13 protein-coding genes are annotated in these 14,098 nt (G+C 61.0%); 8 read left to right on the plus strand and 5 right to left on the minus strand.

Going from position 1 to position 14,098, the window contains the following annotated elements:
• Positions 1–303: 303 nt before the first annotated feature.
• Both ACW9JC_RS23230 and ACW9JC_RS23235 read right to left on the minus strand, forming a co-directional pair.
• Positions 304–1,434: a DmpA family aminopeptidase gene (locus tag ACW9JC_RS23230; protein ID WP_338581754.1), complete on the minus strand. Its 1,131-nt coding sequence runs from the start codon at positions 1,432–1,434 to the stop codon at positions 304–306.
• A gap of 44 nt (positions 1,435–1,478) precedes the next feature.
• Positions 1,479–2,582 (minus strand): extracellular solute-binding protein, encoded by a 1,104-nt coding sequence (locus ACW9JC_RS23235; protein ID WP_457457876.1) that lies wholly within the window; start codon positions 2,580–2,582, stop codon positions 1,479–1,481.
• A 110-nt stretch (positions 2,583–2,692) separates the two neighbouring features.
• Between ACW9JC_RS23235 and ACW9JC_RS23240 the strand changes: the two genes are divergently transcribed.
• Positions 2,693–3,469, plus strand: coding sequence for a helix-turn-helix transcriptional regulator (locus tag ACW9JC_RS23240; RefSeq protein ID WP_457457878.1), 777 nt, complete (start codon positions 2,693–2,695; stop codon positions 3,467–3,469).
• On the opposite strand, the gene ACW9JC_RS23245 is transcribed toward ACW9JC_RS23240, so the two are convergent.
• Positions 3,453–4,394 (minus strand): class I SAM-dependent methyltransferase, encoded by a 942-nt coding sequence (locus ACW9JC_RS23245; protein WP_457457880.1) that lies wholly within the window; start codon positions 4,392–4,394, stop codon positions 3,453–3,455. The two genes, ACW9JC_RS23240 and ACW9JC_RS23245, sit on opposite strands and share 17 nt — an antisense overlap.
• A gap of 280 nt (positions 4,395–4,674) precedes the next feature.
• Between ACW9JC_RS23245 and ACW9JC_RS23250 the strand changes: the two genes are divergently transcribed.
• The 7 genes from ACW9JC_RS23250 to ACW9JC_RS23280 all read left to right on the plus strand — a co-directional run bounded on the left by ACW9JC_RS23250 (position 4,675) and on the right by ACW9JC_RS23280 (position 11,305).
• The gene (locus tag ACW9JC_RS23250; RefSeq protein WP_457457882.1) at positions 4,675–5,292 is read left to right on the plus strand and encodes a cytochrome b/b6 domain-containing protein; all 618 of its coding nucleotides are present in this window, start codon (positions 4,675–4,677) and stop codon (positions 5,290–5,292) included.
• Positions 5,289–6,074: a molybdopterin-dependent oxidoreductase gene (locus ACW9JC_RS23255; RefSeq protein ID WP_416128396.1), complete on the plus strand. Its 786-nt coding sequence runs from the start codon at positions 5,289–5,291 to the stop codon at positions 6,072–6,074. The genes ACW9JC_RS23250 and ACW9JC_RS23255 overlap by 4 nt, the downstream gene beginning before the upstream one ends.
• A 53-nt stretch (positions 6,075–6,127) precedes the next feature.
• The gene (locus tag ACW9JC_RS23260; protein ID WP_150701420.1) at positions 6,128–6,394 is read left to right on the plus strand and encodes a pentapeptide MXKDX repeat protein; all 267 of its coding nucleotides are present in this window, start codon (positions 6,128–6,130) and stop codon (positions 6,392–6,394) included.
• A gap of 379 nt (positions 6,395–6,773) precedes the next feature.
• A complete protein-coding gene (fae, locus tag ACW9JC_RS23265) occupies positions 6,774–7,286 on the plus strand; it encodes a formaldehyde-activating enzyme (RefSeq protein WP_008043405.1) in 513 nt (170 codons plus the stop codon).
• Positions 7,287–7,296: 10 nt separating this feature from the next.
• On the plus strand, positions 7,297–8,331 hold the full coding sequence (locus ACW9JC_RS23270; RefSeq protein WP_416128398.1) for an aldo/keto reductase: 1,035 nt from the start codon (positions 7,297–7,299) through the stop codon (positions 8,329–8,331).
• The gene (locus ACW9JC_RS23275) at positions 8,328–9,776 is read left to right on the plus strand and encodes an NAD-dependent succinate-semialdehyde dehydrogenase (RefSeq protein WP_457457885.1); all 1,449 of its coding nucleotides are present in this window, start codon (positions 8,328–8,330) and stop codon (positions 9,774–9,776) included. Before ACW9JC_RS23270 ends, ACW9JC_RS23275 begins: the two co-directional genes overlap by 4 nt.
• Positions 9,777–9,940: 164 nt before the next feature.
• Complete coding sequence (locus ACW9JC_RS23280) at positions 9,941–11,305, plus strand: MFS transporter (RefSeq protein ID WP_457457887.1); 1,365 nt, start codon at positions 9,941–9,943, stop codon at positions 11,303–11,305.
• Positions 11,306–11,436: 131 nt separating this feature from the next.
• Here ACW9JC_RS23280 and ACW9JC_RS23285 read toward each other — a convergent pair whose 3' ends face one another.
• Together ACW9JC_RS23285 and ACW9JC_RS23290 are read right to left on the minus strand one after the other, a co-directional pair.
• Positions 11,437–12,312, minus strand: coding sequence for a LysR substrate-binding domain-containing protein (locus ACW9JC_RS23285; RefSeq protein ID WP_457457889.1), 876 nt, complete (start codon positions 12,310–12,312; stop codon positions 11,437–11,439).
• 121 nt (positions 12,313–12,433) lie between these two features.
• Positions 12,434–14,005 (minus strand): aldehyde dehydrogenase (NADP(+)), encoded by a 1,572-nt coding sequence (locus tag ACW9JC_RS23290; RefSeq protein WP_457457891.1) that lies wholly within the window; start codon positions 14,003–14,005, stop codon positions 12,434–12,436.
• Positions 14,006–14,098 lie beyond the last annotated feature (93 nt).

Here is a 14,098-nt window from a genome sequence, read left to right on the forward strand (position 1 = left end):
GTGTCAGTCGCTACAAATATTGACTGACAGGACGCCTTCGCGGGCAAGCCCGCTCCCACAGGGTGATGTGTTGGCTTGTAGAAAGGGGTCAGCGGTTAAAAAAGAGCCTCAAAGCTCTTTGATGGGGAGAAAGTGGAGCCTTTGAGGCTCAAGATGCGCATGAAGCAGGCGGTGAGCTTGATAGGGGTTCAATGCACTCACCACCTACGCAACGGCTTGGGCAAGCAAGCGGCTGCGCAGTTTCATCGTAGAAAGGTGGGGGGGGTGCACTCAAGTACCGCTAGTCGCGTCCCCCCACAAGTGTCAGCTTCTACGCTGGTGCTCACCCGACCAACCGGCCTGATTCAAGGCTTTGAGCAGAGTCTCGGCATCCAGCCCCGACACCGCGTGCCCGTTACCTTCCGTCGTTTCGGCGGCGAGCAGGGCGTTGATGATGGCTTCTTCCACCGCTTCGGTGGCCGCCAGGAACAATTCGCTGATGTGATCGTTATTGACCATGCTCAGGTTGCCCGTGGTCGGCGCTTTTTTGCTTTCATAGGCCGCTGGCGGCACGTGGTCGTTACCGGTGGCGAAGGCGATGAAAATGTCGCCGCTGTGGTCCTCATTGCCGCCGCCGGTACGGGCCAGACCGAGGCTGGCGCGTTGTGCCAGACGCGTGCATTGATGCGGCAGCAACGGCGCATCGGTGGCCAGGCAAACCACGATCGAGCCCATGCCCGGATGCGGCAACGAGGCCCTGAGAAACGGCGAGTCGACCTGTTCCATGTAGCGCCCGACCGGGTAGCCATCGACACGCAATTCGTTGCGGATGCCATGGTTGGCCTGGACGATGGCGCCGACGGTCCAGCCGCCTTGGGCAGCGCTCAGCCGTCGCGACGCAGTACCGATGCCGCCCTTGAACTCATGGCAGATCATGCCGCTGCCACCACCGACATTGCCTTCAGCCACCGGACCGCCCACCGCTGAATGCACGGCTTCGGCCACATGCTCAGGTTTGACGTGAAACCCGTTAATGTCGTTGAGCAAACCGTCGTAGGTCTCCAGCACCACCGGCATGTTCCAGTAGAGTCGCCCGTCGTCCGGTTGCTGCTCACGGTCCACGGCGATCAGCGCATCACGCACCACGCCCAGGCTGTGGGTGTTGGTGAAGGCAATCGGGCTGGTCAGCAGACCGGCCTCGCGAATCCACTCAAGACCGGTGGCGTCGCCATTGCCGTTGAGCACATGCACCCCGGCAAAACACGGTTGCTGGCTGGTGGAACCGACACGGGGTTCGATCACGGTGACGCCGCTCAGGATGTCGCGACCGTTAGCGGTGCGACCGCGCACATTGCTGTGACCGACCCGTACGCCGGGTACGTCGGTGATGGCGTTGAGCGGGCCGGGCTGCAGTTGGCCGAACTGGATGTTCAGGTCGCGGGCACGTGGTTTCATTGGTTTTCTCATCTTCAAGTTCTTGGCAAAAAATGGATCGCGGTTTATTGACCGTTCTTGACCTTGCTCCAGATCCGCGTCCGCACCCGCTCGGTCGCCGGCGGCAATGGCTGCAAGGTGAACAACGTGGCCAGCGCTTGCGCTGACGGATAGACGGCCGGATTGTTGCGGGTCGCCTCAGCCACCAGCGCCGTCGCGTTGCGGTTGCCGTTGGGGTAGTTGAGGTGATTGCTGACCGGGGCGATGACTTCGGCGCGCATCAGGTAATCGATGAAAGCCAGGCCCTGTTGCGGATGCGGCGCGTCCTTGAGCAACACCAGCGTGTCGAACCACACCGGCGCGCCTTCCTTGGGCAGGCTGTAGGCGATCTTCACGCCGTTGCCGGCCTGTTCGGCGGTGGCCTTGGCTTCCAGCATCGCGCCGGACCAGCCGACCGCCACGCAGATGTTGCCGTTGGACAGGTCGCTGATGAATTTCGACGAGTTGAAGTAGGCGATGTGCGGGCGCAACTTGAGCAGCAGCGCTTCGGCCTTCTTGTAATCCTCGGGGTTGGTGCTGTTGGGCGGCAGGTCCAGGTAATGCAGCGCGACCGGCAGCATCTCGGAGGGCGAATCAAGCATCGCCACGCCGCATTCGCCGAGCTTGGCCAGGTTCTCTTCCTTGAACACCAGGTCCCAGGAATCCACCGGCGCCTTGTCGCCGAGTACCGCGCGCACTTTGTCAATGTTGTAGCCGATGCCGTTGGTGCCCCACAGGTACGGCACGGCGTACTGGTTGCCCGGATCGTTGTTGGCCAGTTTCGCCAGCAGCTCGGTGTCCATGTTCTTGAAATCCGGCATCTCGGCGCGGGGCAGCGGGGCCAGGGCGCCGGCCTTGATCAGCGTCGGCAAACTGAAGTTGCTGGCCACCACCACGTCGTAGCCGCTGCGACTGGTCAGCAGTTTGCCTTCAAGCACTTCGGCGCTGTCGAACGTGTCGTAGACCGGCTGGATACCGGTGTCACGCTTGAAGTCATGCAGGGTGTTCGGGCCGATGTAGTCATACCAGTTGTACACGTGAACGGTCGGGCTCTCAGTGGCAACCGCCGACAGCGAAACCGCCAGACAGGCACCAAACCCCAGATTGAAATACGAGCGGTGACCACTCATGATGCGGCACTCCTGGCCTGCTGCGGCCGGTGATGTTCAGGAGCTTGCAGCGTATCGACCGGGGTGGCCGTTACCCATTCCCATCATGGGTTACTCGAAAGGGGTAGTGCGTGGACGCGTTGTTGAAAGAGTTGCCGCTGCACCAGGGGCTGGCGCGGGTGTTTGGCGTGTTGGGCGAAGACGGATTCTGGCGCGCGCTGGTCGATACCCTGCGCTTGCTGGTGCCGCTGGACAACGCCCTGGTCGCGGTGATGCGACCGGGTCGAGTGCCGCGCCTGCTGATCGATTTCGACGCCAAGGGTAGCGGCGACGAGCACGAAGAACTGGCGGACTACCGCGCCGGCATGTACCTGCTCGACCCGTTTTATCTGGCTGTATGTGCCGGCATCAATGACGGTTTGCACAGCCTCGATTCCCTGGCCCCGGACCAGTTCCAGCAGAGTGAGTACTACCTCAGTTACTTCCGTTCGGTGGTCGGCGGTGACGAGTTGCAGTTCATGCTCAACTTCGACGGCGCAGTGCTCGGTCTGTCCCTGGGACGCTCGACGCGCTTCAGCCTCGAAGAGCAAGGCCGCCTGTTGTGCGTGCGCGACTGGGTGCTGGCCGCCATGCGTCGACACGTGCAATTGCTGCCACCGGAAGGGCCGGTCGCTGAAGCGGTGGCCGGTGATCTGGCAACCCTTTTGGACCGTTTCGACGCACGCCTGTCAGTGCGGGAAATCGAAACGGCGCGGCTGATTCTGCAGGGCTTTTCCAGCAAGGCCATCGCCCAGAAAATGGGCATTTCCCCGGAGACGGTGAAGGTGCATCGACGCAATCTGTATCACAAGCTCAATGTGAACGGGCATGGGGAGTTGTTTGCGTTGGTGCTCAATCCGCCAGCGTAAACACCAACGCCTTCAACCCGCATTCCACATCGGCATCCGGAAACTCCGGCGGATTCTCCAGCCGCTGCTCGAACCGCAGGCTCGGCGCCTCGCGGGTTACGCCGTCGATCAGGAAGTCGGCACCGAACGCCGGGTCGTTCATGCAGGCCAGTACCGTGCCTTTTTCCACGAGCAATTCCGGCAAGCGGCGCAGCACGCGCTGGTAGTCCTTGGTCAGCAAGAAGCTGCCTTTCTGGAACGACGGCGGGTCGATGATCACCATGTCGTACGGGCCTTTGCCAATCACCTTGCCCCAGGACTTGAACAGGTCGTGGCCGAGGAACGTGACCTTGCTCAGGTCATGTCCATTGAACCGATGATTGTCGCGACCACGGCTCAGGGCCGGGCTGGACATGTCGAGGTTGACCACATGCGTCGCGCCGCCTTCGATCGCCGCTACCGAAAAACCGCAGGTGTAGGCGAACAGGTTCAGCACCCGTTTACCCTCGGCGTTGGCCCGCACCCAATCGCGACCGTAACGCATGTCGAGGAACAGCCCGGTGTTCTGCTTGCGACCCAGGTCCACCCGATATTTCAGCCCGCCTTCGGTGATGGTCATTTCCTCGATGACGTCGCCGAGCAGCCATTCGGTGGTGCTTTGCAGCAGGTAGCGATGTTGCAGCAGCAAGGTGTGCGCACCGGATTGCGCCCATTGCGCTGACTGAGTGATCGTCATCAGCAACCGCTTCAGATCCTCCAGTTGCGCGGCTTCCGGCTCCTTGAACAACGCCACCAGCACCACGCCTTGCAGCCAGTCCACGGTCACTTGCTCCAGCCCCGGCCAGCAACGGCCACGGCCGTGGAACAGGCGGCGGGTTTCGGCGGGCGGTGTTGCCAGTGCCGTCAGCAGGTGGTCGTGAAGGATGGAGAGGGCGTCTGCGTTCATGGGTCTGGGTCGGCAATTTGCGGGGGGCGGCATTTAACCATAGATGCGCTTGTTACAGATCACACAAAACCTTGTGGGAGCGGGCTTGCCCGCGATAGCGCTGGATCAGACACCCTTGATGTTGAATGTGATGGCCTCATCGCGGGCAAGCCCGCTCCCACAGGTTTCTCGGAGGCATTCAAGGACCAGTTATCACATTAAATTTAACTTTACGTGAGGATTTGGCGATCTTCCGGCTCCCATACTCGGCTCCAACGAATAACAACATCCGGAGCCGGACATGTCGCAGTCAACTGCTTCACCCAAGCCCAGCCACCCGCGCTGGCTGCGGCTCACCCACTGGCTGAACGCATTGGCGGTGCTGGTGATGGTCACCAGCGGCTGGCGCATCTACAACGCCTCGCCGATTTACGATTTCAGCTTCCCCAAATCGATCACCCTCGGTGGTTGGCTCGGCGGCGCATTGCAATGGCACTTCGCGGCGATGTGGTTCCTGGCGATCAACGGCCTGGTCTACCTCGCGTTCAACTTGTTCAGCGGACGCCTGAAACGACGTTTTTTCCCGGTTTCCCCCAAAGGCGTGCTGCATGACCTGTGGGCCGCGTTGCGCGGAAAACTCGGCCACGCCGACCTCAGTCATTACAACCAGGTGCAGCGCGTGGCGTACCTGTTCGTGATCGTCGACATCACTCTGCTGGTGCTCTCCGGGCTGGTGTTGTGGAAGTCGGTGCAGTTCCCGCTGTTGCGCGAATTGATGTGGGGTTATGAAGGCGCGCGCCGTGTGCACTTCTTCGCGATGGCGCTGTTGGTGGCCTTTGTGGCGGTGCATCTGTTGATGGTCGCGCTGGTTCCCAAAACGCTGTTGGCCATGATCGTCGGCCGCAAGGAGCACGTATGAAAAAGCCCATTCAAGGCTCCGGGTTGGACGAGTCTTCCATCCTGACCGACGCCCGGAAAATCCTCGCCCCGCAGATCGAAGACCGCTCGCGCCGCTCGTTTCTGCTGCGTGGCCTGACCCTCGGCGGTGTGGCGATGTTGTCCGGTTGCAACATCACCGATAACGACAGTGTCGAGACCGCGTTGTCGTCCATGTCGCGCTTCAACGACCGGGTGCAAGGCTGGCTGTTCAACCCCAACGCGATGGCGCCGACCTATCCGGCGTCGATGATCACTCGGCCGTTTCCCTTCAATGCCTTCTACGGCATCGACGAAGCGCCAACGGTGGAGGAGGAGAGTTATCGCCTGGAAGTCACCGGCCTGGTCGCCGACAAACGTAGCTGGCGCCTCGAAGAACTGCGCGCCATGGCCCAGACCGACCAAATCACCCGGCACATTTGCGTTGAAGGCTGGAGCGCGATCGGCCGCTGGGGCGGTGTGCGTTTCAGCGATTTCCTCAAGCGCATTGGCGCCGACACCGATGCCAAATACGTCGGTTTCAAATGCGCCGACGACTACTACACCAGCATCGACATGGCCACCGCGCTGCATGCGCAAACCTTGTTGGCGCTGACGTACGACGGCGCGGTGCTGCCACGCGAATACGGCTTCCCGATGAAGCTGCGCATGCCCACCAAGCTTGGCTACAAGAACCCCAAACACATTCAGGCGATTTTCGTCAGCAACACCTACAGCGGCGGCTACTGGGAAGACCAGGGCTACAACTGGTTCGGTGGCAGCTGATCAATCCCCGGAAAATTCACCCGTCCGCAACCTGAGCTTCAAGGAGTTTCATCATGAAAAAGTTGACCACCGTTGTTCTGTCCATGTGCCTGGCCGTTGGTGCCGCTAGCGTGTTCGCGGCTGACACCATGAGCAACGACAGCATGAGCAAGGATTCGATGTCCAAGGATGCCATGTCCAAAGACGCCATGAAGAAAGATGCGATGTCCAAGGATGCGATGAAAAAAGACGAAATGAAGAAAGACTCGATGTCCAAGGACGGCATGAAAAAAGATGCCATGTCCAAAGATGCGATGAAAAAGGACGCGATGTCGCAATAATCCCAAACACCCCGCGATCCCCTGTAGGAGCCGAGCTTGCTCGCGATGACGATGTAACAGTCAACCTGTGTATTGGCTGACACACCGCCATCGCGAGCAAGCTCGGCTCCTACAGTTTTTTATCGCTCCTGAGGGGTATGACCTGAACTCATACCCCCATGATTTTTTATGGTTACACCCCCGCAAACCCCCAGTGTTAAAAAATCGCAAACCAGCTCATCAACAACAAAAAAGAGCGTTTGCAACCATGACTCATCATCACTGCCGCGTCCTCGCCAGCGTCCTGCTGCGCTCTTCGAACCCAGACATTTGCCACGCCATGCCTTGTGCTTGCGTGTGCTGCTGATCACCCAAAAAACTCCCTGAAGAGTAACGACTCATGAAAGAACTCGACCTGTACATCGGTGAAGGCTTCGAAGGCCCGGGCGTGAACGCCGCGCACATCAACATCCTGATCGGCCCGCGCAACGGCCCGGCCGGGCAAGCGTTCGCCAACAGCCTGGCGTCGCCAAGCCAGGGCCATTGCCCGTTCATGGTGATCGCCCAACCGAACATTCCGGTCAAGCCGATGACCCTGTACGTCAACAAAGCCGCGATCAGCAGCGACCTGCACGGCAACGCCACCTGGGGCGCGTCCCAGGCCGGTATCGCCAAGGCTGTTCTGGAAGCGCTGCTCGACGGCACCCTGCCGCCGGAAGCCGAAGACGAGTGGGCCATCGTCACCGCCAACTGGGTCAACCCGGCCTGCGACGACCTCGATGCCGTCTACCTGAACAACTACAACGCCTGCCGCACCGCGATTCGCGCCGCCCTGACCGGCAAGCCGGAAACCGCGCAGCTGGCGGACGTGGTCAACCACATCAGCAACCCTTTCTACACGCCAAAAGCCTGAGGTCCGCGCCATGCAATACATCCGTTTGGGCAACTCCGGCCTTGAAGTCTCCCGTCTATGCCTGGGCACCATGAACATGGGCACCCCGGATTGGAAACCGTGGATCTTCGACGAGAAGAAAAGCGAGCCGATCGTCAAGCACGCGCTGGACAACGGCGTGAATTTCATCGACCTCGCGGACTTCTATTCCGCCGGTGTCGGCGAAGAAGTGGTGGGGCGAATCGTCAAGCGTCTGGCCCGTCGCGAAGACCTGGTGATCACCACCAAGGTCGGCTACGGCACCCGCAGCGGCATCAACGCCAGCGGCCATTCGCGCAAGCACATCATGGATAGCATCGATGCTTCGCTCAAACGCCTGGACATGGATTACGTCGACGTCTTCATGCTGCATTATTTCGACGTGAATACGCCGGTCGAAGAGACCATGAGCGCGATGAACGACATCGTGCGTTCCGGCAAGGCGCGCTACATCGGCGTATCGACCATGCTCACCGGGCAACTGGCAAAAATCCTCATGGCCTGCGAGCGCAACGGCTGGGTCAAGCCGATCAACATGCAGCTGCAACTGAACTGCGCCTACCGCGAAGAAGAACGCGAGATGATCCCGTTCTGCCGCGATCAGGGCCTGGGCGTTTCGGTGTTCAGCCCTCTGGCTCGCGGCTTGCTGACCGGCGATGCAAAGTCGACCCGCAACCAGACCGACTTCTTCACCCAGCAGATGTACAGCGACGAAGCTTCCTTCGAGATCGCCCATTCGGTGCAGCGCGTGGCCCGTGCCCGTGGCGTGTCCAACGCGCAAATCGCACAAGCGTGGGTGGCCAATCATCCGGGCGTGGATTGCATGCTGGTCGGCGCCGACACCACCGAGCAATTCGACAGTGCCTTGGCGGCCCTGGAGACCAAACTCGACGCCGAAGAGCTGCATGAGCTGGAGCGCAACTACACGCCGTGCGACGTGATCAACGATTACACCGCCGGCAAACGAATCCTGCGTTCGGCCCGTCCGGGTCTGGAGCGCTTCAACCTGACCGAGGCCGTGGCATGAGCGCGTTGATCCGTCACGGCAATTTCATCGATGGGCACTGGTTTACCGGCGAAGGGTCCAGCGGTGGCGCCACTTACCCGGTGTTGAACCCGGCCACCGGCGAGCTGATTGCCGACGTACAAAAGGCCGGGGCCGAAGAAACCAACCGGGCCATCGACGCCGCCAACCGCGCCTTGCCAGCGTGGCGCAAATTGACCGCCAAGGAACGCAGCCAGCGCATCAAGCGCTGGGGTGAGTTGATGCTGAGCAACCAGAAGGATCTGGCCACTTTGCTCAGCCGCGAACAAGGCAAACCGCTGGCCGAAGCCATGGGTGAAGTGGTCTACGCCGCGAGTTTTCTGGAGTGGTTCGCCGAAGAAGCCAAGCGCGCTTATGGCGATGTGATCCCGAGCCACAAGGCCGATGCGCGGATCATCGTGGTCAAGGAAGCGATCGGCGTGGTCGCCGCGATAACCCCGTGGAATTTCCCGCTGGCGATGGTCACCCGCAAGGTTGGTCCGGCGCTCGCGGCGGGATGCACGATGATTCTAAAGCCTTCGGAAGAGACACCCTTGTCGGCCTTCGCTTTGGCGGTATTGGCTGAACGGGCCGGGATTCCGGCCGGTGTGTTCAACGTGGTGTCCGGCGACGCCGTGGCGATTGGCGGTGCGCTGCAAGCCTCCGGCGTCGTGCGCAAACTGTCGTTCACCGGTTCAACTCGCACTGGCAAGTTGCTGATGCGCCAGGCCGCCGACACCCTGAAAAAGGTCTCGCTGGAACTGGGTGGAAACGCGCCGTTCATTGTCTTCGACGATGCCGATATCGATGCCGCAGTGAAAGGCGCGATGGCTTCGAAATTCCGCAACACCGGGCAAACCTGCGTCTGCGTGAACCGCTTCTTCATCCAGGAAGGCGTGTACGAATCCTTCACCGGAAAGCTCGCTGAAGCGGTGGCGGCGATGCGCGTGGGCAATGCGCTGGAAGGCGAAACCGAGCAAGGTCCGCTGATCAATGCAGCGGCGCTTGCAAAGGTCGAGTTGCATGTGAGCGACGCTCTGGAGAAGGGCGCCAAGGTCCTGTGCGGCGGTCGCCGTCATGCGCTGGGCGGCACGTTCTACGAGCCAACCATCCTCGCCGAGGCCAGCAGCGAAATGCTGATCGCCCAGGACGAAACCTTCGGCCCAGTGGCCGCGTGTTTCCGCTTCAAGGACGAGGCCGAAGTGTTGCAACGGGCCAACGACACGCCGTACGGCTTGTCGGCTTACTTCTACAGCCGCGACATCGGCCGCGTGTGGCGCATGGCCGAAGGGCTGGAAGCGGGCATGGTCGGGATCAACGAAGGGATCATTTCCACGGAAGTGGCACCGTTCGGTGGCATCAAGGAATCGGGCCTGGGTCGCGAGGGTTCGAAGTACGGTCTGGATGACTATCTGGAAATCAAATACCTGTTGATGGGTGGCTTGTAAGAACACTGAAAAACCTGTGGGAGCGGGCTTGCCCGCGATGAGGGCGACATATTCAACAGGGAGGTTGACTGATACTCCGCTATCGCGGGCAAGCCCGCTCCCACAGGGTCCGTGCACAGATGCTGGCTTCATTTCTCCGTCAATAACAACAATTGGAGACTTACATGTCCGTACAACCGGTAAAAATCGACGACCTGCCCATCGGGCGCTTTCACATCAAGATCGCCGGCCTGACTTTCGGCGCGCATTTCACCGACGGCTACATCCTCGGCCTGATCGGTATCGCTTTCACACTGCTGAGCCCACAGATGCAACTCGATGCATTCTGGCAAGGCCTGATAGGGGCTTCGGCGCTGATCGGCCTGTTCCTCGGCAGCCTGTTTTTCGGCTGGATTTCCGACAAGGTCGGCCGGCAGAAAATCTTCCTCGTCAGTTTCATCCTGATCACCATCGCCTCGGTGATGCAGTTCTATGTCGAGTCGGCGATGGCGCTGTTCCTCTGTCGCGTATTGATCGGCATTGGCCTGGGTGGCGACTTCAGTGTCGGCCACGCCATGCTCGCCGAGTTCGCACCGAAGAAACATCGCGGCGTATTGCTCGGTTCCTTCAGCGTGATCTGGACCTTTGGTTACGTCGCCGCGACCTTCGTCGGCACCGCAATGCTCAGCCTCGGCGACGATGCCTGGCGCTGGATGCTGGCGTCGTCGGCGATCCCGGCGGCGTTGATTCTGATTGCCCGCATCGGTACGCCGGAATCACCGCGCTGGCTGGTCAATCAGGGGCGCATTGCCGAGGCCCGCGCAATCGTCAAAAAGTTTCTCGGCGACAACGTCGAACTCGACGAAACCCGCTCCACGGAAACCCGCTCCGGTTACGCGGTGCTGTTCAGCCCTGAATACCGCAAGCGCACGGCGTTCAACTGCCTGTTCTTCGTCTGCATCGTGATGCCGTACTTCGCCATCTACACTTTCTTGCCATCGATCCTGCAGAAGATGGGCCTGGCCGAAGGCTTCGGCACTGAGCTGATGCTGAACATGCTGCTGATCCTCGGCGCGCTGATCGGCATCTGGTGCACCATCAAGTTCACTCGGCGCGGGTTCCTGATCAACTCGTTCATCATCCTCGCCGTGGCGTTATTCCTGCTGGCGGTGTTGCCGAGCAGTGCGGCGTGGCTGATGGTGTTGGTGTTCGGCTTGTTCACGTTGGTGTTGTCGGCGGTGAGCAATCTGGTGGGTGTGTTCCCGGCAGAAAGCTTCCCGACTGAAGTGCGCGCCAGCGGCATTGGTTTGGCCACCGCGGTAAGCCGACTGGGTTCAGCGGTCAGCACCTTTCTGTTGCCGGTGAGCGTGGCGGGCATCGGCCTGAGCCCGACCATGGGCATCCTCGCGGCGATCCTGGCGATTGGCGCGTTGCTGTCCTGGGCCTGGGCGCCGGAAACCAAATCGCTGACCTTGAGCCAGGCGTGCAAGGCGCAGAGTCCGGTGGAGGGTGGTGCTGCGGTGGCGGTGAAAGTGGCCACCTCAGTCTAAATACCTACACCGATCTGTTGTAGGAGCTGTGTAGGAGCTGTCGAGTGAAACGAGGCTGCGATCTTTTGATCTTGTTTTTTAAGATCAAAAGATCGCAGCCTGCGGCAGCTCCTACAGGGGATAACGGGGTGTCAGGGATTGCTGACTAAACCGAGCCACTCGGTAAACAACCGCACCTTCGACAAACCCCATTTGTCATTCGCTACATCCAGCCAATAACCATACGGCCCGATCACTTCCACCGGGGTGATCGGCAGCAGGCTGCCATTGGCCAGTTCCTTTTCGATCATCTGCCGGTCGATCACCGCCAGGCCGCCACCGGCCAGCGCGGTGTGGATCACCTGGTCCAGGGTGCTGAATTCCAGGCCTTGCCCGGCGTCAACATCCTCGCGGCCCATCGCCGCCAGCCAGTTTTCCCAGACCTTCAAGCGCTTGCCGTTGTGCAGGATGTGCAGCAGCGGCAAATGCTGCAGGTCCGGTGGCTGACCGTCGATGAACAACTCGGGGCTGGCCACGGCGATATGCCGTTCCATTACCAGCAACTGACTGTGGCAATGGCTGTCCGCTTCGAGGCCGAAGCGAATGTGGCAGTCGATCTCGGCGAGGCTGTCGTGACTGGCCTGGTGGGTCACGCTCAGGCTGATGTCGGGGTAGCGCTGGCAGAACGCGCGCAAGTGTGCCGACAACCAACGCGTGGCCCAGGTCGGCGGTGCGACGATGCGCAGGCGCTGACGCAGGTTGGGCACGCGCACGGCTTGCAGGGCTCGTTCGATGTGATCGAAAGCATCGCTTAGATGAGGGGAAAGTGCGCTGCCGGCTTCAGTCAATGACAAGCCCTGAGGGGTACGGATAAAGAGCGCCACGCCGAGGTAGTCTTCGAGCTGCTTGATCTGCCGGCTCACCGCGCCCTGGGTGACGTTCAGTCCCAGGGCTGCCTGGCTGAAACTGCGATGCCGCGCGACCTCTTCGAAGACGCGCAGCATGTTGAGCGAGGGCAGTTGACGCATGGATAAAGCTCGTTTTTGTGTGTTGTGGTGCCTATCTGACTATTGGCAAAGGGCCGATGCAAGTGTTGTTTGGGCTGACGCTTTCGCGAGCCAGCCCGTTCCCACGATTATTCGAGTTTTCTTAAATCGGCTGGCGGTGGCTGCTGCCATCAACCAACCGCGCAATCCCCAGCGGATTTACATCCTTCAGCGCATCGGGTAACAGCTCGTCCGGGCAATTCTGGTAGCACACCGGGCGCAGGAAACGCTCGATGGCCAGGCTGCCAACCGACGTGCCACGCGCATCGGAGGTGGCGGGGTACGGGCCGCCATGGACCATGGCATCGCAGACTTCGACCCCGGTGGGATAACCGTTGAACAGCACCCGGCCGACTTTTTGTTCGAGCACTGCCAGCAGGTCGGCGTGGGTGTGCAGGTCTTGCGCCTCACCGATCAAGGTGGCGGTGAGCTGACCATGCAGACTGTCCAGCGCTTGTCGCAGCTCAACTTTGTCCGCCACTTCGACGATGATCGTGGTCGGGCCGAACACTTCTTCCTGCAACAGCGGATCGCCTTCGAGCAGCAGGCTGACATCGGCCCTGAACAGTTGCGGCTGCGCTTGCTTGCCGTGCTGTTCCTGACCCGCCAGATGCGTCATGCCCGGATGTTCGAGCAGGGCCCGCACACCTTTTTCGTAGCTGGCGAGGGTGCCGGCGTTGAGCATGGTTTGCGCCGGTTGTTCGGCCATCAGCTGGCTGAGCCGCGCAATGAATGCCGTCGACTCAGGCGAACGAACGGCAATCACCAACCCCGGATTCGTGCAGAACTGACCACAGCCTTGCACCACTGACGCCAGCAGTTCGGCGGCGATCTTCTCGCCACGCACGCGCAAGGCTTCAGGCAAGAGCAGCACCGGGTTGATGCTGCTCATTTCGGCGAATACCGGGATCGGTTGCGGCCGTGCGGCAGCCATGTCGCACAACGCACGCCCGCCCTTGAGCGAGCCGGTGAAACCCACGGCTTGAATCGCCGGATGCCTGACCAGCGCTTCGCCCACGCCGGCACCGTAGATCATGTTGAACACACCCTTGGGCATGTCGGTCTGCTCGGCAGCGCGGATGATCGCATCGGCCACCCACTCGGCGGTCGCCATGTGCCCGCTGTGGGCCTTGAACACCACAGGGCAACCGGCGGCCAGGGCGGCGGCGGTATCGCCACCGGCCGTGGAGAACGCCAACGGAAAATTACTCGCGCCGAACACCGCTACCGGCCCGACGCCGATCCGGTACTGACGCAGATCGACTCGCGGTATTGGCTGACGGTCAGGCAGGGCACGATCGATGCGCGCGGCGTAGAAATCACCGCGTCGCAAGACCTGGGCGAACAGGCGCATCTGACCGCTGGTGCGGGCGCGCTCGCCCTGGATGCGCGCGGCGGGCAGGGCGGTTTCCCGGCAAACCAGCGCAACGAACTCATCACCCAGTGCATCCAGTTGCGCGGCGATCGCCTCAAGAAATTCTGCGCGACGGGTTGCCGGCAAGTTGCGAAACGTCGGGTAGGCGGTCGCGGCAGCCTGAGCGGCGGCGTCCACTTCATCGACGGTGGCTTGCACGAACGAGAAGGGCAGCGCGTCACCGGTGCTGGCGTCGTGGCTGTGTAAGACGGTGCAGCCGGCGGCACTGCGGGTGCCGCCGATGTAGTTATGGCCGAGCATGGAAAAAGCTCCTGTCGAGAAATGGAATACCGTCCCCTGTAGGAGCGAGCCTGCTCGCGATGGACGTCAACGATAACGCGTGCTGCCTGAGTT

It is taken from the genome of Pseudomonas sp. SDO5591_S426, assembly GCF_054070755.1.

Coding starts and splice junctions, on each gene's coding strand:
- ACW9JC_RS23245 (WP_457457880.1), bottom strand. CDS start 4,394: ATGAACGCAGACGCCCTCTCCATCCTTCACGACCACCTGCTGACGGCA.
- ACW9JC_RS23275 (WP_457457885.1), top strand. CDS start 8,328: ATGAGCGCGTTGATCCGTCACGGCAATTTCATCGATGGGCACTGGTTT.
- ACW9JC_RS23235 (WP_457457876.1), bottom strand. CDS start 2,582: ATGAGTGGTCACCGCTCGTATTTCAATCTGGGGTTTGGTGCCTGTCTG.
- ACW9JC_RS23230 (WP_338581754.1), bottom strand. CDS start 1,434: ATGAAACCACGTGCCCGCGACCTGAACATCCAGTTCGGCCAACTGCAG.
- ACW9JC_RS23280 (WP_457457887.1), top strand. CDS start 9,941: ATGTCCGTACAACCGGTAAAAATCGACGACCTGCCCATCGGGCGCTTT.
- ACW9JC_RS23285 (WP_457457889.1), bottom strand. CDS start 12,312: ATGCGTCAACTGCCCTCGCTCAACATGCTGCGCGTCTTCGAAGAGGTC.
- ACW9JC_RS23260 (WP_150701420.1), top strand. CDS start 6,128: ATGAAAAAGTTGACCACCGTTGTTCTGTCCATGTGCCTGGCCGTTGGT.
- ACW9JC_RS23270 (WP_416128398.1), top strand. CDS start 7,297: ATGCAATACATCCGTTTGGGCAACTCCGGCCTTGAAGTCTCCCGTCTA.
- ACW9JC_RS23250 (WP_457457882.1), top strand. CDS start 4,675: ATGTCGCAGTCAACTGCTTCACCCAAGCCCAGCCACCCGCGCTGGCTG.
- ACW9JC_RS23255 (WP_416128396.1), top strand. CDS start 5,289: ATGAAAAAGCCCATTCAAGGCTCCGGGTTGGACGAGTCTTCCATCCTG.
- fae (WP_008043405.1), top strand. CDS start 6,774: ATGAAAGAACTCGACCTGTACATCGGTGAAGGCTTCGAAGGCCCGGGC.
- ACW9JC_RS23290 (WP_457457891.1), bottom strand. CDS start 14,005: ATGCTCGGCCATAACTACATCGGCGGCACCCGCAGTGCCGCCGGCTGC.